Annotated in this window: 19 protein-coding genes, 1 pseudogene and 1 riboswitch; of the genes and pseudogenes, 11 read left to right on the forward strand and 9 right to left on the reverse strand. The window is 71.0% G+C overall.

The features are described from left to right. Window positions 1-34 precede the first annotated feature (34 nt). Window positions 35-976, reverse strand: a complete 942-nt coding sequence (fmt, locus tag NYP07_RS12570; protein ID WP_268150924.1) for a methionyl-tRNA formyltransferase — start codon at window positions 974-976, stop codon at window positions 35-37. Window positions 977-981: 5 nt separating this feature from the next. Beyond that, window positions 982-1,518: a peptide deformylase gene (def, locus tag NYP07_RS12575; RefSeq protein WP_268150926.1), complete on the reverse strand. Its 537-nt coding sequence runs from the start codon at window positions 1,516-1,518 to the stop codon at window positions 982-984. A 127-nt stretch (window positions 1,519-1,645) separates the two neighbouring features. On the opposite strand from def, the gene NYP07_RS12580 reads away from it, so the two are divergent. The 3 genes from NYP07_RS12580 to NYP07_RS12590 all read left to right on the forward strand — a co-directional run bounded on the left by NYP07_RS12580 (window position 1,646) and on the right by NYP07_RS12590 (window position 4,450). Then, window positions 1,646-2,809, forward strand: coding sequence for a LysM peptidoglycan-binding domain-containing protein (locus NYP07_RS12580; protein ID WP_268150928.1), 1,164 nt, complete (start codon window positions 1,646-1,648; stop codon window positions 2,807-2,809). 10 nt (window positions 2,810-2,819) lie between these two features. Then, window positions 2,820-3,911 (forward strand): DNA-processing protein DprA, encoded by a 1,092-nt coding sequence (gene dprA, locus NYP07_RS12585; protein ID WP_268150930.1) that lies wholly within the window; start codon window positions 2,820-2,822, stop codon window positions 3,909-3,911. Window positions 3,912-3,997: 86 nt separating this feature from the next. Next, on the forward strand, window positions 3,998-4,450 hold the full coding sequence (locus tag NYP07_RS12590) for a Smg family protein (RefSeq protein WP_268150932.1): 453 nt from the start codon (window positions 3,998-4,000) through the stop codon (window positions 4,448-4,450). Window positions 4,451-4,491: 41 nt separating this feature from the next. Here NYP07_RS12590 and NYP07_RS12595 read toward each other — a convergent pair whose 3' ends face one another. The 4 genes from NYP07_RS12595 to yajC are packed head-to-tail and all read right to left on the reverse strand — an operon-like array spanning window position 4,492 to window position 10,218. Continuing rightward, window positions 4,492-6,882 carry a DUF1631 family protein gene (locus NYP07_RS12595; protein WP_268150934.1) on the reverse strand — a complete coding sequence of 797 codons (2,391 nt, stop codon included), beginning with the start codon at window positions 6,880-6,882 and terminating at the stop codon, window positions 4,492-4,494. A gap of 45 nt (window positions 6,883-6,927) precedes the next feature. Next, window positions 6,928-7,962, reverse strand: coding sequence for a protein translocase subunit SecF (gene secF, locus NYP07_RS12600; RefSeq protein ID WP_268150936.1), 1,035 nt, complete (start codon window positions 7,960-7,962; stop codon window positions 6,928-6,930). An 11-nt stretch (window positions 7,963-7,973) separates the two neighbouring features. Further along, the gene (gene secD, locus NYP07_RS12605; protein WP_268150938.1) at window positions 7,974-9,851 is read right to left on the reverse strand and encodes a protein translocase subunit SecD; all 1,878 of its coding nucleotides are present in this window, start codon (window positions 9,849-9,851) and stop codon (window positions 7,974-7,976) included. 43 nt (window positions 9,852-9,894) lie between these two features. After that, on the reverse strand, window positions 9,895-10,218 hold the full coding sequence (gene yajC / locus NYP07_RS12610) for a preprotein translocase subunit YajC (protein WP_268150940.1): 324 nt from the start codon (window positions 10,216-10,218) through the stop codon (window positions 9,895-9,897). 116 nt (window positions 10,219-10,334) lie between these two features. Here yajC and NYP07_RS12615 point away from each other — a divergent pair, with 116 nt between their 5' ends. The 3 genes from NYP07_RS12615 (at window position 10,335) to NYP07_RS12625 (ending at window position 14,177) form a co-directional block, all read left to right on the forward strand. Beyond that, window positions 10,335-12,098: a diguanylate cyclase domain-containing protein gene (locus tag NYP07_RS12615; protein WP_268150942.1), complete on the forward strand. Its 1,764-nt coding sequence runs from the start codon at window positions 10,335-10,337 to the stop codon at window positions 12,096-12,098. Then, window positions 12,082-13,170 (forward strand): DNA glycosylase AlkZ-like family protein, encoded by a 1,089-nt coding sequence (locus tag NYP07_RS12620; protein ID WP_268150944.1) that lies wholly within the window; start codon window positions 12,082-12,084, stop codon window positions 13,168-13,170. The genes NYP07_RS12615 and NYP07_RS12620 overlap by 17 nt, the downstream gene beginning before the upstream one ends. Window positions 13,171-13,298: 128 nt before the next feature. After that, on the forward strand, window positions 13,299-14,177 hold the full coding sequence (locus NYP07_RS12625) for a GDSL-type esterase/lipase family protein (protein ID WP_268150946.1): 879 nt from the start codon (window positions 13,299-13,301) through the stop codon (window positions 14,175-14,177). 20 nt (window positions 14,178-14,197) lie between these two features. Here NYP07_RS12625 and NYP07_RS12630 read toward each other — a convergent pair whose 3' ends face one another. Continuing rightward, complete coding sequence (locus NYP07_RS12630; RefSeq protein ID WP_338091313.1) at window positions 14,198-14,413, reverse strand: aldo/keto reductase; 216 nt, start codon at window positions 14,411-14,413, stop codon at window positions 14,198-14,200. Between the two features lie 34 nt (window positions 14,414-14,447). On the opposite strand from NYP07_RS12630, the pseudogene NYP07_RS12635 reads away from it, so the two are divergent. From NYP07_RS12635 to NYP07_RS12655, 5 genes and pseudogenes are all read left to right on the forward strand, one after another. Then, window positions 14,448-14,570: pseudogene (locus tag NYP07_RS12635) on the forward strand (AraC family transcriptional regulator); the annotation flags it as partial. Between the two features lie 9 nt (window positions 14,571-14,579). Then, a riboswitch (S-adenosyl-L-homocysteine riboswitch) is annotated at window positions 14,580-14,655 on the forward strand. 73 nt (window positions 14,656-14,728) lie between these two features. Continuing rightward, window positions 14,729-16,159 (forward strand): adenosylhomocysteinase, encoded by a 1,431-nt coding sequence (gene ahcY / locus NYP07_RS12640; protein WP_268150948.1) that lies wholly within the window; start codon window positions 14,729-14,731, stop codon window positions 16,157-16,159. Beyond that, window positions 16,159-16,905 (forward strand): TlyA family RNA methyltransferase, encoded by a 747-nt coding sequence (locus NYP07_RS12645; RefSeq protein ID WP_268150950.1) that lies wholly within the window; start codon window positions 16,159-16,161, stop codon window positions 16,903-16,905. The genes ahcY and NYP07_RS12645 overlap by 1 nt, the downstream gene beginning before the upstream one ends. Further along, window positions 16,902-17,741 (forward strand): methylenetetrahydrofolate reductase [NAD(P)H], encoded by an 840-nt coding sequence (gene metF / locus NYP07_RS12650; protein ID WP_268150952.1) that lies wholly within the window; start codon window positions 16,902-16,904, stop codon window positions 17,739-17,741. The genes NYP07_RS12645 and metF overlap by 4 nt, the downstream gene beginning before the upstream one ends. Further along, window positions 17,738-18,223, forward strand: a complete 486-nt coding sequence (locus tag NYP07_RS12655; protein WP_268150953.1) for a low molecular weight protein-tyrosine-phosphatase — start codon at window positions 17,738-17,740, stop codon at window positions 18,221-18,223. Before metF ends, NYP07_RS12655 begins: the two co-directional genes overlap by 4 nt. Here the strand turns inward: NYP07_RS12655 and pepQ are convergent. Together pepQ and NYP07_RS12665 are read right to left on the reverse strand one after the other, a co-directional pair. Further along, on the reverse strand, window positions 18,192-19,514 hold the full coding sequence (gene pepQ / locus NYP07_RS12660) for a Xaa-Pro dipeptidase (RefSeq protein WP_268150954.1): 1,323 nt from the start codon (window positions 19,512-19,514) through the stop codon (window positions 18,192-18,194). The two genes, NYP07_RS12655 and pepQ, sit on opposite strands and share 32 nt — an antisense overlap. A gap of 10 nt (window positions 19,515-19,524) precedes the next feature. Next, window positions 19,525-19,758, reverse strand: coding sequence for a DUF1161 domain-containing protein (locus NYP07_RS12665; protein ID WP_268150955.1), 234 nt, complete (start codon window positions 19,756-19,758; stop codon window positions 19,525-19,527). Window positions 19,759-19,764: the final 6 nt, after the last annotated feature.

Genomic DNA, 19,764 nt, shown 5'->3' on the forward strand with positions numbered 1-19,764 from the left:
GCAACGCGGCAGATGGTGCCACGCGGCAGATGTTTCAAGCGCCGAAGCGCTCACCGACCTGAATGGGCCGCGCCTGCAGGAAGGCCACCGCCGGGCCGCGCTTGCCGCCGGCGCGCTGCAGTTCGGTGAGCCTCAGCGCGCCTTCGCCGCAGGCCACGACCGGCCCCGGCGCGATGACCTCGCCCGGCGCGCCGCGGCCCTCGACGACCTCGGCCCGCCAGACCTTGACGGCCTCGCCGGCCAGCGCCGCGACGCCGCCGGGGAAGGGGTCGAAGGCGCGCAGCCGGCGCTCGATCTCGGCGGCCGGCCGGGTCCAGTCGATGCTGCTCTCGGCCTTCTCGATCTTGTGGGCGTAGCTGACGCCTTCGGCCGGCTGGGGCGTCTGCGGCAGGCCGCCGCAGGCGGCCATCTCCAGCGCCTCGACGATGAGGCGGCCGCCCAGTTCGGCGAGGCGGTCGTGCAGCGTGGCCGTCGTGTCGCCGGCGCCGATCTTCAGCCGCTCCACGACGCACATCGCGCCGGTGTCCAGGCCCGCGTCCATCTGCATGATGGTGACGCCGGTCTCGGCGTCGCCGGCCTCGATGGCGCGGTGGATGGGTGCCGCGCCGCGCCAGCGCGGCAGCAGCGAGGCGTGGATGTTCAGGCAGCCGCGCCGAGGGGTGTCCAGCGCCCACTGCGGCAGGATGAGGCCGTAGGCGGCCACCACCATCACGTCGGCATCCGCGGCGACCAGCGCGTCGCGCGCGGCGGCGGCATCGGCCGCGTATTTGCCGTCCAGCCTCAGGCCCTGCGGCTGGGCGACGGACAAGCCGGCCGCGATGGCGCGCTGCTTGACCGCCGAGGCCTGCAGCTTCATGCCGCGGCCGGCCGGGCGGTCGGGCTGGGTCAGCACCAGCGGCACCGTGAAGCCGGCGCGCAGCAGCGCGTCCAGCGCGACGGCGGCGAACTCGGGCGTGCCCGCGAAGACGACGCGCATCGGACTCAGAGCCTCTGGTTGCGGCGCTTGGCTTCGAGCTCTTCCTCGCGGGCCTTCTTGACCATCTTGGTCTTGATGCGGTCGCGCTTGAGGGGGCTCAGGTATTCGACGAAGACCTTGCCCAGCAGGTGATCCATCTCGTGCTGCACGCAGACGGCGAGCAGGCCGTCGGCGTCGAACTCGACGACCTCGCCGTCGCGGTTGGTCGCGCGCACGCTGACCTCGGCATGGCGCGGCACCTTGTCGTAGATCTGTGGCACCGACAGGCAGCCCTCCTCGCCGTCGACCATGCGCTCGCTGACCTTGACCAGCTCGGGGTTGATCAGCACGCGCGGCGTGTCGCGCTCCTGCGAGGTGTCGATGACGACGACGCGCTCGTGCACGTCGACCTGGGTCGCGGCCAGGCCCACGCCGTCGGCGGCATACATGGTTTCGAGCATGTCGTCGACGAGCTTGCGGATGCGGGCGTCCACCTCGGCCACGGGCTTGGCGACGGTGTGCAGGCGCGGGTCGGGGTAGCGGAGGATGTGCAGTTGGGCCATGGGGTGTGGGCCGGCGGCCACGGCGCCTGTGTTGTAAGCACTCGCAAGCGCGGTCCGGCCGGGTTGAATGCGGGCAGAATCACCCGGATTTTCGCCGATCCGGCAACCCCTTCGGAGACTGCGCCTGATGCCCGCTGCCCGCCCTGCCCACATTGCAGTCCTTGCGGCCTGCCTGACCCTCGCGACGACCTCGGCGTGGGCGCAAGCCAGCAAGCTCCCCATCACGCCCGAGCAGCGCCGCGTGGCCGACGCGGTCGCCAGCGTCGGCGTGCCGCTGTCCGAGCTGGCGCCCGACGCGCCCGACCGGCATGTCGTCGTGCCCGGCGACACGCTGTGGGACATCTCCAAGCTCTTCCTGAAAAGCCCCTGGCGCTGGCCCGAGCTGTGGGGCATGAACCGCGAGCAGATCCGCAACCCCCACCTGATCTACCCCGGCCAGGTGCTGCTGCTCGTGAAGAAGGACGGCCGTGCGCGCCTGGAGTTCGGCCAGCGCGTCGGCGGCGATGCGGCCGGCGGCACGGTCAGGCTCAGCCCGCAGATGCGCATCTCGGCGCTGGACTCCAGCCCCATCCCCAACATCCCGCTGAACCTGATCCAGCCCTTCCTGTCCGACACCGCCGTCTTCGACACCGACGTGCTGGCCACCGCGCCGCGCATCGTCGCCGCCCAGGAAGGCCATGTCGTGCTCGGCCAGGGCGACCTGGCCTATGCCCGCGGCGACTTCGGCGGCGCGACCGACTTCCGCGTCTTCCGTGGTGCGCGCGCGCTGCGCGACCCGGCCACGCAGGAAATCCTCGGCTACGAGGCGCCCTATGTCGGCACGGCCGACCTGGTCCGCGCCGGCGAGGACCGCCAGAACGCCGACGGCAAGACCGAGATCGTGCCGGCGACGCTGTTGATCAAGCAGGCCAAGCAGGAAGTCGGCATCGGCGACCGGCTCGCGCCCGCGCCGCAGCGCTCCCTGCAGCGCTATGTGCCGCATGCCCCCGACAAGCCGCTGGCCGGCCAGGTCGTGTCCATCTACGGCGAGGCGCTGAACGCCGGCCAGAACCAGATCGTCGCGCTGAACCGCGGCGCGGCCGACGGCGTCGAGCGCGGCCATGTGTTCGCGCTGTGGCGCAACGGCGCCGCGGCCGTCGACGCCACCGGCGACCGCTCGGTATCCATCCGCCTGCCCGACGAGCGCCACGGCGTGCTGTTCGTCTTCGAGGTCTACCAGCGCGTGTCCTATGCGCTGATCATCACCGTGAAGGAGCCGGTCAAGGCCGGCGACCGCTTCACTCAGCCCTGACCCGCCGGCGATGCTGGAGCCGGCCGAACTGGCCGCCTGGCTCAGGCTGACCGAGAGCGTCGGCCCGGTCGCCGCGCGGCGGCTGCTCGCGATGGCCGGCAGCCCGGAGGCCGTTTTCGAGCTGCCCGCCGCCGCGCTGGACCAGGCCCTGCCGCCACGCCAGCGCGCGGCCCTGGGCAAGCCGCCCGAACACCTGGCCGAGCTGCTGGGCAGGGCCGGGGCCTGGCTGGCCGAACCCGGCCACGGCCTGCTCGCGCTTGGCGACGCCGACTACCCGCCGCGCCTGCTGGCCACGGCCGACCCGCCGCTGCTGCTGTGGCTGCAGGGCCGGCGCGAGCTGCTGGCGGCGCCGTCCATCGCCGTCGTCGGCAGCCGCAACCCGACGGCCCAGGGCGGCGACAACGCCCGCGCGTTTGCGCGCGCGCTGGCGCAGAGCGGCTATGCCATCGTCTCCGGCCTGGCCCTGGGCGTGGACGCCGCGGCCCACGAGGGCGCACTGGATGCCGGCGGCGCCACCATCGCCGTCGTCGGCACCGGGCTGGACCAGGTCTACCCGCCCCGCAACGCCCGGCTGGCCGCCCGCATCCTGGCCGCCGGCGGCCTCATTGCCAGCGAATACTCGCTGGGCACGCCGGTCATGCCGGCCAATTTCCCGCGTCGCAACCGCATCATCGCCGGCCTGAGCCAGGGCTGCCTGGTCGTCGAGGCGGCCGTGCAGTCGGGCTCGCTGATCACCGCGCGGCTGGCCGTGGAGGCCGGGCGCGAGGTCTTCGCCATCCCCGGCTCCATCCACTCGCCGCAGGCGCGCGGCTGCCATGCGCTGATCCGCCAGGGCGCCAAGCTGGTCGAGTCGGCCGAGGACATGCTGGAGGAATTGCCGCCGCTGGGCACCCCGCTTGCACCGCAGCCCGCGGAGGCGGCGCCGCACGGGCAGCAGGCCCTTCTGGACGCGATGGGCTTCGACCCGGTCAGCCTGGATGCGCTGATGGCCCGCTGCGGCTGGCCGGCGGCCGAGCTGAACGCGGCGCTGCTGGAGCTGGAACTCGACGGCCAGGTCGCCCGCCTGGCCGGCCAGCTGTTCCAGCGCCGCGGCCGGGGGTAGCGAGCTTATCCCCCGACATCAGAGCCGGAACCGAGGGCTTGTTCGCGTCCGGGCCCGTCAGGGCGCTGGGCTATCATCCCCTCACCATGTTCGATGTCCTGGTTTATCTCTACGAGACCTACTGGCGCCCGGACGCCTGTCCCGATTCCGCGCAGCTGGCCCGCAAGCTGACGGCGGTGGGCTTCGAGAACGACGAGATCCAGGAGGCGCTGAACTGGCTCGAAGGCCTGGCCACGGCCGGCGAGGCCTACCACGGCGAGCAGAGCCCGCATGCGCTGCGCGTCTACTCGGCCGCCGAGGTCGAGCACCTGGGCGAGGCCTCCATCGGCTTCATCAGCTTCCTCGAATCGGCCGGCGTGCTGCCCGGCGCGATGCGCGAGATGGTCATCGACCGCGCGATGGCCATCGGCGGCAACGCGATGGACCTGGAAGACCTGAAGATCATCGTGCTGATGGTGTTCTGGAGCCTGGGCGAGGAGCCCGACGCGCTGATCCTGGACGAGCTCTTCGTCGCGCCCGAGGACCGGCTGATCCACTGAGCGGGTCTCACACAGCAAAACGGCGCCTGAGGCGCCGTTTTTCATTTCAGCAATTGCTCGGGGTCGGCGTCCAGCTTGGCCAGCGCCTTGCGCGTGGCCAGCACGGTGAGGGCCTCGTCCTGCGCCGGCAGCAGCAGGCCGGCCTGCAGGAAGGCGGCCATGCGGTTCAGCGAGAACAGCACGCCGCGGCCCTTGGGCGTGACGAACAGGGCCAGCTGCTTGCGCAGGCCGCGCCAGGCCAGCTGCACCTGCTCGTTGCGGCCGCGGTAGTCCAGCATGAACCAGCCGCCGACCTGCAGCTCGCGCGCCCAGGCGACCATGGCCGGCGTCGGCGCCGAGCCGCCCTCGGCGACGACCTCCATGCCCTCGGACTCGTGGCCCGACAGGTCGCGCACCAGCATCTCGTCGACATGGCTGTCGCCGCCCTCGACGTCCTCGGGCAGCATGGCCTCCAGCGTCTCGAGCTGGTCCATCAGCTCGTCCAGCCGCTCGCGCGGGATGGCCGCCGTCTTGGCCGTGAAGGCGGCGGCCAGCGCGTTGTTCAGCTGGCGCACATGCTCGTCCTGCTTGTCGGTCGGCAGGCCGGCATGGCTCATGCCGTCGCGCAGCGTCTTCAGCAGCGGCGGCAGGCGGCGGATCACGTCGGCGCGCTCCTCGCGCGAACTCTTGGCGCTGGCCGACCAGATCAGGTCGGCCGCGGCGCGCTTCATCACCCGGGTCGTGTCGGACTGGGCGCCGGCGCGCACGGCCGTGACGGCCAGCACGTCGGCCCAGACGTGGAACAGGAAGTCGCGCACGCCTTCCTGCACCGGCACCTCGGACAGCATCTTGCGCAGCTCGATGGTGTACTGGATGGCCAGCGTCTCGCGCTGCTCGACCTGCTGGGCCAGCGACACGCCGCGCCTGCTGGCCTGGTTCTCGTTCTCGAAATAGTGGTCGAGGAATTTCTCGAACTCGGTCAGCACGGTGGCGAACACGCGCCGGCCGGTGTCGGGGTAAGCCTCGACGACCTGCACGACGCGCTTGATCTCGCGCTCCAGCGCGTCGCCGCTGGCGCGGTCGGCGCCGGGGCCGCTGCTCTGCGCGGTGTTGAAGCCCATCACGCAGGCGCCCATGCGGTCGATCAGGCGGCGCGCCGGGTGGTCGGCGGCGGCGAAGAAGTCCGGCTCGCCGACGGCCACGCGCAGCACCGGCATCTGCAGCCGCGCGAACCAGACCCGCACCGTGGCCGGGATGCGCTCCTCGGTCAGGATGCTCTGGAACATCATCGCGACGATCTCGATGGTCGCGCGCTCGGCCGGCGTGCCCGCCGCCTGCTTGAGCACCTGCTTGAAGGCCTGGTTGCGCGCGCCGATCTCCTCCAGCGCACGCGGTGCGCTGTGGCTGGCGATGTCGCCGGCATCGCCGCCGGGGCGGCGCTGCAGGGATTCCTGCGCATGCCGGATCGCGCCCATCAGGCGCGGCGACGAGGCCGCCCCGGCGCCTGGCAGGGGCGCGTCGGCCAGCGCCGGCCTGGGCGCGCCCATGTCGGCACCAGCCGGGGGGGCGCCGGCCAGGCTGGGCTTGCCGGCGCCGGGGCGGGCCGGCACCTGGCGGGTCGTGACCGGGAAGCCCGGCACATGGCGGGCCAGCACGCGCTGCAGCTGCGCCATGACCTCCTCGGCCTGGGCGCTGGCCTTGCTGCGCGCCGGCGCGCCCGAAGGTACGGACGCCGCGGCGGGCGCCGTCGGCGTCGGGTCGGGGCCCGCCGCGGACGCGGTGGCCGCGGCCTGGGCCGTGCGGCGGATGAAGGGCCGCAGGTCGACCTCGGGCAGCACCTGCTGCGCGATCAGCCAGCGGTTGGTCTCGTGGTAGGCCTCGCCGATGAGCTGGGCGAACTCCTCGTGCAGCTCGTGGTGCAGCAACTGCCAGATGTTGGCGTCCAGGCCGACGCGGCTCCAGGCGTCCAGCGCCATGCGGGCGACGACGTGGGCGCGCAGCAGGTCCAGCGGCGCCAGGTCGTCGTGGGACTCCAGCGCCTGCATGCGGGTGCGCAGGTCGGTGAACTCCCAGGTGGCGCGGTCCATCATGACCAGGGCCAGGCGGGAACTGGTGATCTCGCGTTCGATGGTCGAGTCGTCGACCAGGCTCATCTTCAGCGACGAGGGGCCCGGCGTCGTAGGCTCGTGCTCGCGGCCGGTGTCCGACACGCCATGCACGGCCGCGTGGCGCAGCGCGCCGACGACGGCCATCTGCCAGTTGGGGCCCAGCTTCTGCCAGGCCTGCACCGCGTCGCGGCGCGCCATCATGACGGCATGCGGCGCGCCATGGGTCAGCAGGTTGGCGGCGCCCTGGCCGATGGCGGCAACGAGGGGCGTCATGCCCCGCACCAGGGCCTCGAGGTAGACGCGCCGTGCCTGGGTGGCCAGGGCCTGGTTGCGGGCGGCGGTCATGGGCGAGTCAGGGCGGCGCGGCGATCGTGGGTGTTGCGGATCACTCTACACGACGGCCCCGGCGTTCGGGTCGCTGGGGTCGTCGCGGTTGATGGCAGTCTTCACCAGGTCCTCGCGCTTGACGCCCAGCCACATCGCGATGGCCGCGGCGACGAACACCGAGGAGTAGATGCCGAACAGGATGCCGATGGTCAGCGCGACCGCGAAGTAGTGCAGCGTCGGTCCGCCGAACAGCAGCATCGAGATCACCATCAGCTGGGTGCAGCCGTGGGTGATGATGGTGCGGCTCATCGTCGACGTGATCGCGTGGTCGATGACCTCGTGGGTGTTCATCTTGCGGAACTTGCGGAAGGCCTCGCGCACCCGGTCGAAGATGACGACGGATTCGTTGACCGAATAGCCCAGCACCGCCAGCACCGCCGCCAGCACCGCCAGCGAGAACTCCCACCGGAAGAAGGCGAAGAAGCCCAGGATGATGACCACGTCGTGCAGGTTGGCGATGATGCCGGCCAGCGCGAACTTCCATTCGAAGCGGATGGCCAGGTAGATCATGATGCCGAGGATGGTCACGCCCAGCGCGCGCGCCGCGTCCCAGGCCAGCTCGGCGCCGACGGCCGGGCCGACGACCTCGGAGCGCGACAGCTTGATCGGCTCGGCGCCGTCCGTCTTCTTGCAGATCTGCTTACTGACCTGCTCGCCCTGGGGCGTGACCTCCTGGTGCTCGCTGACCGTGCCGGACTCGGCCGTGCACAGCTCGCCGAAGACCTTGCCGACCAGCTCGGTCTGCTTGACGTCGCCGCGCACCGGCAGGCGGATCATCACGTCGCGCGAGCTGCCGAAGTTCTGCACCTGCACTTCGCCGAAGCCCATCTTCTCGACGACGAGGCGGGTCTTCTCGATCTCGGCCGCCTGCGGGTAGGCCACCTCGATGACGGTGCCGCCGGTGAATTCGATCGAGAAGTGCAGGCCGCGCGTGACCAGGAAGAACACGGCGGCGGCGAAGGTGATGAAGGAGATCGCGTTGAAGACCAACGCATGCTTCATCAGCGGCAGGTCGCGCTTGATGCGAAAGAGTTCCATCGTTTGCTTTCTCAGGCCTTGGCGGCTTCGGTCGTCTCGGCCTCGGGCTTCCAGATCTGCCCGATGGAGACGCTCTTGAGCTTCTTCTGGCGGCCGTACCAGAGGTTCACGAGGCCGCGCGAGAACACGACGGACGAGAACATCGAGGTCAGGATGCCCAGGCAGTGCACGACGGCAAAGCCCTTGATCGGGCCGGAGCCGAACACCAGCAGCGCCACGCCGGCGATCAGCGTCGTCACGTTGGAGTCCAGGATGGTGGCCCAGGCGCGCTCGTAGCCGAGGTGGATGGCCTGCTGGGGCGAGGCGCCGCCGCGCAGTTCCTCGCGCACGCGCTCGTTGATCAGCACGTTGGAGTCGATGGCCATGCCCAGCACCAGCGCGATGGCCGCGATGCCCGGCAGGCTCAGCGTGGCCTGCATCAGCGACAGCGCCGCGATCAGCAGCAGCAGGTTCAGGCCCAGGGCCAGCGACGAGAACAGGCCGAACAGCAGGTAGTAGATGCACATGAACACCGCGACCGCGGCAAAGCCCCAGCTGACGCTGGCGATGCCCTTCTCGATGTTCTCCTTGCCCAGGCTCGGGCCGATGGTGCGCTCCTCGATGATCTCCATCGGCGCGGCCAGCGAGCCGGCGCGCAGCAGCAGGGCCGTGTCGCTGGCCTCCTGCGTCGTCATCGCGCCGGTGATCTGGAAACGGTTGCCCAGCTCGGAGTTGATCTTGGGCGCCGTGACGACCTCGCCCTTGCCCTTCTCGAAGATCAGGATGGCCATGCGCTTGCCGATGTTCTCGCGCGAGGTCTCCTTCATGAGCCGCGCGCCCTTGGCGTCGACGGTCAGCGCCACGGCGGGCTGGTGGTTCTCGTCGAAGGCGGGCTGGGCGTCGTTCAGGTTGTCGCCGGTCAGGATGACCTGGCGCTTGACGATGATGGGGCCGAAGCCGCGGTCCATGAAGCGCTCGGTGCCGAAGGGCACGGGGCCGTTGCCCTTCAGCGCCTCCAGCGCCTCGGCGCTGTCGTCCACCATGCGCAGCTCCAGCGTGGCGGTGCGGCCGATGATGTCCTTGGCCTTGGCGGTGTCCTGCACGCCGGGCAGCTGCACGACGACGCGGTCGGCGCCCTGCTGCTGGATGACGGGCTCGGACACGCCGAGCTCGTTGACGCGGTTGTGCAGCGTCGTGATGTTCTGCTTGATGGCCGCGTCCTGCACGGCGATCTGGGCCTTGGGGCTCAGGCCGCCGGTCAGCTGCAGCTCGCTGCCCTCGCCTTGCGGCGTCCAGATGACGTCGGGCAGTTGGTTCTTCAGCAGCTCGACGGCAGCAGCGCGCTGCTCGGCATCGCGGAAGGCCACCAGCACGGTGTTGCCCTCGCGGGTGATGCCGGCATGGCGGATGTTCTTCTCGCGCAGCAGGGAGCGCACGTCGCCGGTCAGCGCCTCGGCCTTCTTCGTCAGGGCCGCCTTCATGTCGACCTGCATCAGGAAGTGCACGCCGCCGCGCAGGTCCAGGCCCAGGTACATCGGGTCGGCATGCAGGGCCGACAGCCAGCGCGGCGAACGCGACAGCAGGTTCAGCGCGACGATATAGGTCGGCTCGGCCGGGTCGGCGTTCAGCGCCTTGCTGATGGCGTCCTTGGCCTTGAGCTGGGTGTCGGTGTCGCCGAAGCGGGCCTTGATGGAATTGCCGTCGAACTGCACATAGTCCGCCTGGACGCCGGCGTCCTTCAGAGCCGCCTCGATGCGGCTCTGCAGCGCAGTGTCGATCTTGACGGTGACCTTGGCCGAAGACACCTGCACGGCCGGCGCCTCGCCGAACAGATTGGGCAGGGTGTAGAGGGTGCCGATCAGCAGCGCGACGAGCAGGATCGCGTACTTCCAGAACGGATAGCGGTTCATGAGACTTCCTTGTTAGCGCCGCCGGAGGTGACGCCGGGCCGGCTTACTTCAAGCTGCCCCTAGGGAGAACCTGGGTGATGGCGCCGCGCTGGACCTGCAGCTCGACGCCGCTGGCCACTTCGAGGTGGACGAAGTTGTCGCCCAGCTTGGCGATCTTGCCGATGACACCGCCGGCCGTGACGACCTCGTCGCCCTTGGCCAGCGCCTCGATCATGGCCTTCTGCTCCTTCTGGCGCTTCATCTGCGGCCGGATCATGACGAAATAGAGCACGACGAACATCAGCACCAGGGGCAGCATGCCGAGCAGGCCGGACTCTGGGCTGGCGGCGGCCGGGGCGGCCTGGGCATAGGCGTTGGAGATGAACACGGTGATTTCCTTGAATGAGCGGCTGCGGGAGGCGCAGGGCAACCTTGAATTCTAGTGCCGGCCGTCGGGCGCACTGCTAACCTGTGCCTGCCCTCGAACCGCTGCGGGAGCCGCCCTTGCCGATCAGAACCCTGGCCGACCGTCTCAGCCTGCGCAGCCTGCTCACGCTGCCCTATGTCGTGCTGGTGCTGGGCCTGGTGCTGCTGATGGGCACGCTGTCGTGGCGGGCCGGGCGCGACACGGTGGACACGCTGTGCGGCCAGCTGGTGGCCGAGGCCGTGAACCGCATCGGCGCCTCGCTGGCCCGCCACGTCGGCGGCGCCGACGCGGTGCTGGAGGTCGCTTTCCCGACCGGCCTGCCCGCACCCGAGGGCGGGCCGGAGCAGGAGCTGGCCACGCTGCGCGAGCGCTTCTGGCTCGCCACCTCGGTGCACCGCGACCCGAACAACTATGTCTACTACGGCGACCGCCACGGCCACTTCATCGGCCTGTGGCGCTTCTCCGAACAGGAGGCCGAGCTGAGGCTGCGCACCGGCGACGGCGGCCCGCGCACGATCTACCGGCTCAGCGGCATCCGCGGCACGCTGCGCTCGCCGGTCGGCGAGGACAGCATCTTCGAGGCCAGCGAGCGCCCCTGGTACCGGGCCGCGCTGGCCGGCACCCAGCCGCTGGCCTGGTCGCCGGTCTATATCGACTTCAAGGCCCGCGACCTCGTCACCACCCGCACCAAGCGCATCGGCAACGCGGCCGGCGAGACCGAGGGCGTCGTCGCGACCGACCTGCCGCTGCGCCAGGTCAGCGCGCTGCTGTCGCGCGTGACGCTGAGCGAGAACGCCGTCGCGATGGTCGTCGAGGCCGACGGCCGGCTCGTCGGCGTCTCGCGCGGCGCCCCCATGAAGTCGCCGCCGGGCGGCGGCGACCTGGCGCGGCTGAACGCGAACCAGAGCAGCGACGCCCTCGTCGCCGATGCCTACGACGCCGTCCGCCACCTGAGCGCCACGGCCGGCCCCGGGGCGCTGGGCACGGCGCCGCGCACGGCCGGTTTCGCCGACCGCGGCGGCCACCGCGTGATGCTGGGCTTCGCGCGCCTGGACCCGGCGCTGGGGCTGGACTGGACCATCGTCGTCGCCGTGCCGCGGTCCGACTTCCTGGTCGGCCTGCAGCGCGGCTTCGTGCATGCCGGCCTGCTGGCCGCCGCGGGCGCCGCCATCGTGCTGGCCCTGGGCTGGGCCGTGCTCGGCATCGTCTCGCGCGAGCTGCGCCGGCTGGCCGACACGGCACGGCGCGTCGGCGACGGCATGCTGGACGAGCCGCCCGAGGTGCACCGCAACGACGAACTCGGCGAGCTCGCGCGCAGCTTCGCCGACATGCAGCGCCGGCTGCGCACCGACCAGCTCACCGGCCTGTCCAACCGCAGCGCCATCCTGCACCGCATCGAGGACCGCATCCTGCGGCAGCGCCGCCGCGGCGACCGCCGCCCCTTCGCCGTGATGTTCATCGACTTCGAGCGCTTCGAGGACATCAACCAGCGCTTCGGCCATGGCGTCGGCGACGCGGTGCTGCAGGAGGTCGGCCAGCGCCTGCGCGCCGGCGTGCGCAGCGGCGACCTCGTGGCCCGCTATGCCGGCGACGAGTTCGTGCTGCTGCTGGAATCGGTCGACGACCGTGCCGAGGCCGAGGCCATCCGGCAGCATCTGGAGGCGGCGCTGCGGCGGCCGCTGGACAGCCTGGCCGGCGCCGCGCCGGCCGGCCAGGCGGTCTGCGCCAGCATCGGCATCGCCGTCTACCCCGACGACGGCCAGCACACCGAATCCCTGCTCAGGCACGCCGACGCCGACATGTATGCCCGCAAGCAAGCCCCCGATGCCGACAGCCGTTGACCTCCCCGCCCTGCGCCGCCACGCGGTCGCGCGCAGCCTCTTCACGCCGACGACGCTGCTGAAGGCCGTCGAGAAGCTCGGCGGCTTCGTGCAGGCCGACCCGCTGCGCGCCCCGGCCCGCGCCCAGGACCTGACGCTGCGCCACCGCGTCAAGAGCTACCGGGCCGGCGACCTGGAGCGCCGCTACCCGCGCCTGCCGCTGCAGGAGGACTTCTTCATCAACTACGGCTTCGTCACGCCCGCGCTGCGCGCGCTGATGCACCCGCGCACGGCGCGCCGCGTCTGGGACAAGGCGCGCTGGAAGCTCGCCGACGCGGTGCTGGCCGAGGTCGGGCGCCTGGGCGAGGCCCACCCGGCCGATGTCGACGCGGCGCTGGACCACGGACCGGTGAGGAACTGGTTCGGCGGCAACAGCCGGCTCTCGACCGAGCTGCTCGACGGCCTGCACTACCGCGGCCACCTCGACGTCGTGCGGCGCGACAGCGGCACACGGGTCTATGCGCTCGCCCCGCCCTGGGCGCCCCACCCCGACCCGCAGGCGGCGATGGACGCGATGGCCGACACCCTCGTGCAGAAATACGCGCCGCTGCCGGCCGGCAGCCTGTCCCAGCTCATCCACATGCTCTTCAACGCCGCCCACCAGTGGGAGTCGCTGCGCAAGCCGACGCTGCAGCGCGCGAAGGAGCGCCTGGCCCACGCCAGTGTCGACGGCACGGACTGGTACTGGCCGGCCGACGAGGACCCGACGCGCGGCTGGCGCATCCCGGGCCAGGTGCGGCTGCTGGCCCCCTTCGACCCGGTCGTCTGGGACCGCCGCCGCTTCGAGCTGCTGTGGGGCTGGGCCTACCGCTTCGAGGCCTACACGCCGGCGACCAAGCGCGTGCGCGGCCACTACGCGCTGCCGCTGCTGTGGCGGGACCAGGTCATCGGCTGGGCCAATGCGGGCGTCAAGGAGGGCCAACTGCGGGTGGAGTACGGCTATGTGGCCGGCCGCGCGCCGCGCGATGCCGGGTTCAGGGCCGTGCTGGCCGACGAGGAACAGCGGCTGGCCGGCTTCCTCGGCCTCGGCTGAAGGCGCTGCCCACAGAAGAAAGGGTTTGCCCGCTGGTTGCGGCCCGGCGGGCGTCGCATGGTCGGGCCGGAGACCTCTCGCGACGGTCGCGAGCCGGCCTCAAACATCCACCCAAAGAGGCAGCTCCCATGACCACCACCAGCAGCCCGCTGGCGCGCGCCGCGCGCCGCATCGCTCGTAGCGCAACGGCATTGCTCATGATCGGCACTTCGGCCCTGGCCCTGGCCGACGACGGCAAGGCCCCCATGCTCTCGCTCGGCGACAGCGTGGTCTTCGGCTACATCGAGCAGGACGGCTATGCCTGGGTCAACCCCGAGAACTTCCTGGGCTACCCGGAGATCGCGGGGCATGCGCTGCACCTGGACGCCAGCAACCCTTCCTGCCCCGGCGAGACCTCGGCCTCCTTCCTGTCGGCGACCGTGCCGGACAACGGCTGCCGCAGCTACCGCGCCAGCTTCCCACTGCATGAGCGCTACGCCGGCACCCAGATGGAGTTCGCGCGCAGCTTTCTGGCCGCCCACCGCAACACCCGCCTGGTCACGCTGAGCCTGGGGGCCAACGACGGCTTCCTGCTCCAGGCCGCCTGCAAGGGCGACCCGGCCTGCATACAGGCGGGCCTGCCCGCGGCCCTGGCGGCCGTGTACGGCAACCTGAACACCATCCTGAGCAATCTGCGCGCCTCCGGCTTCAAGGGCGTGCTGATGGTGGTGAACTACTACTCGCTCGACTACAGCGACCCGGCCCAGACCGGCCTGTCCATCGCCCTCAACCAGGCCCTAGCCGGCGCGGCCGCCGCCAATGGCGCGGTCGTGGCCGATGCGTTCACGGCCTTCTACAAGGCGGCGGCCAGGCCCTTCGCGGCCGGCAACACCTGCAAGGCCGGCCTGCTCAACGGCAGCGCGGCCAGCCTCACCGCCTGCGACGTGCACCCCAGCCTGACGGGGCAGCGCCTGCTGGCCCGGACGGTGCAGGCCGCCTACCTGGCCGCGCGGCGCGCCGGCGATTGAGGCGCCGGGCCGCTAAGCGTTCACCGCCCCGATCTGCGCCGCCGGGTAGCGCAGGCCGGCCACGGCGTGCCGGCGCAGCAGCGCGTCGACGGCATCGCGCCGACCGTCTCCTCGATGGGCACGGTCTTGTCGACGCGGTGCTGGCAGTAGAGATCGATGCGCTCCACGCCCAGGCGCTGCAGGCTGGCGTCGCAGGCCTCGCGGACATGGGCCGGGCTGCCGTCGATGCGCAGCATGCTGCCGTCCGGCGCGCGCATATGGCCGAACCTGGCCGCCAGCGCCGCCCGCCGCGTCGGCTACGAGAGCCCGTCGCAGTTCAGCCGCGAGTACCGGCGGCTGTTCGGCGCGCCGCCGCGGGAGGACATCACGCTGTTGCGCAGCGCCGCCGGCTAGAATGCCGCCTCTTCCGAGGAGCGTTGCAACCTCAGCTCGAGGCCAGGCTCGGAAGTCCAGCCCCCTGCAACTGCGCTCACCCGCTGGCCGTCCGTGCCCGGGTGAGGAATGCCCCACCCGTCGACCGCCAGCGGCTTCATTCGCTTGAAGGAGCCCGCATGACTGCCGCCGCCCAACACATCGTCAAGAACCTGTCGCTCGCCGACTGGGGCCGCAAGGAAATCCGCATCGCCGAGCACGAGATGCCGGCGCTGATGGCCATCCGCAAGGAATACGCCGCCAGCCAGCCGCTCAAGGGCGCACGCGTGGCCGGTTCGCTGCACATGACCATCCAGACGGCCGTGCTGGTCGAGACGCTGCAGGCCCTGGGCGCCGAGGTGCGCTGGGCCTCCTGCAACATCTTCTCGACCCAGGACCACGCGGCCGCGGCGCTGGCCGCCGTCGGCACGCCGGTGTTCGCCTACAAGGGCGAGACGCTGGAGGACTACTGGGACTACACCCACCGCATCTTCGAGTTCGCCGGCAAGGGCGAGGCCGGCGAAGGCCCCAACATGATCCTGGACGATGGCGGCGACGCGACGCTGCTGATGCACCTGGGCCAGAAGGCCGAGAAGGATCTCTCGGTGCTGGCCAACCCCGGCAGCGAGGAGGAGCGCATCCTGTTCGCGGCCATCAGGAAGAAGCTCGCCGAGGACGGCAGCTGGTACACCCGCAAGAGCGCCGAGATCATCGGCGTGACGGAAGAGACGACGACGGGCGTGCACCGCCTGAAGGAAATGTCGGCCAAGGGCACGCTGCTGTTCCGTGCCATCAACGTGAACGACTCGGTCACGAAGAGCAAGTTCGACAACCTCTACGGCTGCCGCGAAAGCCTGGTGGACGGCATCAAGCGCGCCACCGACGTGATGGTGGCCGGCAAGATCGCCGTCGTGGCCGGCTACGGCGACGTGGGCAAGGGCTCGGCCCAGGCGCTGCGCGCGCTGTCGGCCCAGGTCTGGGTCACCGAGATCGACCCCATCTGCGCGCTGCAGGCCGCGATGGAGGGCTACCGCGTCGTGACAATGGAGTTCGCCGCCGACAAGGCCGACATCTTCGTGACGACCACCGGCAACAAGAACGTCATCCGCCACGAGCACATGGCCGCGATGAAGAACAACGCCATCGTCTGCAACATTGGCCACTTCGACAACGAGATCGACGTCGCCTCGCTCGAGAAGTACGAGTGGGAAGAGATCAAGCCCCAGGTGGACCACGTCATCTTCCCCGGTATTGATGGCAAGCCGGGCAAGCGCATCATCCTGCTGGCCAAGGGCCGCCTCGTGAACCTGGGCTGCGGCACGGGCCACCCGAGCTATGTCATGTCCAGCTCGTTCGCGAACCAGACCATCGCGCAGATCGAGCTGTTCGCGCACCAGAACGCCTACGACATCGGCAAGGTCTATGTGCTGCCCAAGCACCTCGACGAGAAGGTCGCCCGCCTGCAGCTGACCACGCTGAACGCGCAGCTGACCGAGCTGACCGAGGAGCAGGCCGCCTATATCGGCGTGTCCAAGCAGGGCCCCTACAAGCCCGACACCTACCGGTATTGATGCGCGCTGACCAGCTCCTCGTCGCCCAGGGCCTCGCGCCGACCCGCTCGGTGGCCCAGCGCCTGATCGCCAACGGCGCGGCCGAATGGGCCTCGCCCACCGGCTGGGCCGCGCTGAGGAAGGCCGGCGAAGACCTGCCCGACACGGCCCAGCTGCGCGTCACCGACGACGCGGAGCTGCGCTATGTATCGCGCGGCGGACTCAAGCTGGAAGGGGCGCTCAAGCGCAGCGGCTTCGACGTCGCCGGCCACACCGTGCTGGACGTCGGCCAGAGCACGGGCGGCTTCACCGACTGCCTGCTCGCGCATGGTGCCCGCCATGTCGTCGGCGTCGACGTGGGCCACGGCCAGTTGCACCCGCGGCTGCAGGCCGACGCGCGCGTGACGGCGCTGGAAGGCATGCATGTGCGCGAGCTGGACCTGCTGCGCCCGCATGCGCCGACGGGCGGCTTCACCCTCGTCGTCGGCGACCTGAGTTTCATTTCCATGGTGGGCAGCCTCCCGGAGCTGCTGCCCTGGCTGGAGGTGCACGGCCATCTGCTCGTGCTCATCAAGCCGCAGTTCGAGCTGGGGCCACAAGCCCTGGGCAAGGGCGGCCTCGTCAAGGACGAGGCCGACTACCCGCGACTGGAAGCCCGCGTGCGCCTGGCCTGCACGGCCCTCGGCCTCAAGGTGCTGGACTATTTCGACAGCCCCATCACCGGCGGTGATGGCAACCGCGAATTCTTTCTACACGCGTCCCGATGAGCACTTCCGTCTCGTTCGAATTCTTTCCCCCCAACACGCCGGTCGGCGTCGAAAAGCTCAAGACCGTCGTGCGCGAGCTGGGCGCGCTGGCGCCGCAGTATTTCAGCGTCACCTACGGCGCCGGCGGCTCCACCCGCGACAAGACCCTCGGCGCGGTGATGGACATCGCCGCCGCCGGCTTCGAGGCCGCGCCTCATCTCTCCTGCGTGGGCTCCACGCGCGAGAACATCGCCGAGATCCTCGCGACCTACCGCGCCCAGGACATCCACCGCGTCGTCGCGCTGCGCGGCGACCTGCCCAGCGGCACGGCCACGGCGGGCGAGTTCCGCTACGCGTCCGAGCTGGTCGCCTTCATCCGCGAGACGCAAGGGCCGGACTGGCATATCGAGGTCGCCGCCTACCCCGAGGTGCACCCGCAGCAGCGCTATGCCGCCAAGGACCTGCAGCACTTCGCCGACAAGATGCGCGCCGGCGCCGACGGCGCGATCACGCAGTTCTTCTTCAACGCCGACGCCTACTTCCATTTCGTCGACGAGGCCCGCCGCTTGGGCGTCACCCAGCCCATCGTGCCGGGCATCATGCCCTTCCACAACTACGGCCGCATCGCGCAGTTCGCGCAGCGCGACGGCATCGAGATCCCGCGCTGGGTGCAGATGAAGATGGAAGGCTTCATGGACGACGCCGCCGCCATCCGCGCCTTCGGCCTGGACGTCGTCACGCGGCTGTGCGAGCGCCTGATCGACGGCGGCGCGCCGGGCATCCACTTCTACACGCTGAACCAGAGCGCGCTGACGCTGGAGCTGTGCCGGCGGCTCGGTCTGGGCGTTTCGCCATGAGCGTCCGCCGCATCCTGTTCTTCTGCATGGGCAATATCTGCCGCAGCCCGACGGCCGAGGGCGTCATGCGCGCCAGGCTGGCGGCGGCCGGGCTGCACATCGAAGTGGACTCGGCCGGCACGCAGGGCTACCACGCCGGCGAGCCGCCCGACGCGCGCAGCCAGGCCCATGCGCTGCGCCGCGGCTACGACCTCGGCGCACTGCGCGCCCGCCAGCTGCAGGCGGCGGACTTCGAGCGCTTCGACCTCGTGCTGGCCATGGACGACGACAACCTCGCTCGCGCCCGCCACCTGTGCCCGCCGGCGCGGCGCGAACGCCTCGGGCTGCTGATGGACTATGCGCCGGACGCCGGCTCGCGCATCGTGCCCGACCCCTACTACGGCGAGGCCGAGGACTTCGAGCGCGTGCTGGATCTCGTCGAGGCTGGCTGCGCCGGGCTGCTGGCCGCGCTCAGCCCAGCGCCGCGAACGCGTCCCGCGTGAGGTTCTCCGGCGCCTCGCCGCCGGCCCGGCAGACCACGTCGTCCTCGATGCGGATGCCGCCGTAGCGCGCCAGGCGCTCGACGCGCGCCCAGTCCACCAGCGCGGCCTGCGGCGATGCGCGCAGCTGCTTCAGCAGCGTCGGGATGAAGTAGAGGCCCGGCTCGATGGTGACCACCATGCCGGCCTGCAGCGGGCGCGTCAGGCGCAGATAGCGGTGGCCCTCGGGCTTGTCCGCCACGCCGCCGGTCTCGCTGGCCATGAAGCCGCCGACGTCGTGCACCTGCAGGCCCAGCAGATGGCCGATGCCGTGCGGGAAGAAGGGCTTGGTCACGCCCTCGGCCACCATGGCCTCCTCGCCCATCGCGACGATGCCGGCCTCGCGCAGCACGCGCGCGGTGCGGCGGTGGGCGCTGAGGTGGATGTCGCGGTAGTCCACGCCCTCGCGCACCTCGTCGACGAGGCCGAGCTGCGCGCCCTCCATCGCGGCGATCAGGTCCGCGAACTCGGCATGGCCCGACGCGACCCAGGTGCGCGTGATGTCGCTGGCATAGCCGTTGACCTGGGCGCCGGCGTCGATCAGGAAGCTGCGCGATTCGGCGGGCCGGGCTTGGTCCTGGTACTGGTAGTGCAGCACCGCGGCATGCTCGTTGAGGCCGACGATGTTGCCGTAGGGCAGGTCGCGGTCGGTGTGGCCGCTGGCGACGAGATAGGCGCGGTGGATCTCGGCCTCGCTGGCGCCGGCCAGGAAGGCCTCGCGCGCGGCGATGTGGGCCGGCGCCGCGCGGCGCGATGCGGCCCGCAGCTGCGCCAGCTCGTAGGGCGTCTTCACGCCCCGCGCCCAGTGCAGCAGGTTCAGCAGCGCCTCGGGGTTGTTGGGCACCAGCCCGGGCAGGGCCGCATCGGCCTCGGCCAGGATGGCGGCGCGCGGCGTGACGAGGTCGGCCAGCGCCTGCGCGGCGTCCTCGGGCTCGCGGATGACGACGAGCTCGACCGCCTCCACCCACTCGCCGCCGGGCGCGCTGGGCGGCACATGCCAGTAGTCGTCGGGCTGGTAGTAGACGACGCGCGGCTTGCGGCCCGGCCGCACGGCCAGCCAGCAGTGCGGATGCTGGGGCAGCGGCAGCCAGTGCTTGAAGTGCGGGTTGGGCTGGAAGAGATAGGGCCGGTCGTCGAGAAAGGCGTACTTCTCGATGCCGGAGGCGATCAGCAGCGCGTCGTGGCCGCTGCGCTCCAGCGCGGCTTCGGCCTGGCGCCGCAGCGTCGCGAGATGGTCGAGGTAGAGGCTCGTCAAGGCAGCCACCTCACTTGCGCAGGTAGGTCAGCTTCTTCGTGCCGCCGTCGCAGCTGCCGATGACCTTGGCCTCGCCCACCTTGTCGTTCTCGACGGCGGCGATCTCGTAGTTCTTGACGCCCTTCTCGTCGAGCTTGGCAGCGATCTCGGCCTTGAGCTCGTCGCAGGGCTTGGCGGCGGCCTGGGCGGCCTGGGCCAGCAGCAGCGCGGTGGCGGACAGGATCAACAGGGTCGGTCGGTTCATGGGGCC

This window comes from Pelomonas aquatica, assembly GCF_026712205.1.
In the GTDB taxonomy this organism is placed as follows: domain Bacteria; phylum Pseudomonadota; class Gammaproteobacteria; order Burkholderiales; family Burkholderiaceae_C; genus Pelomonas; species Pelomonas aquatica.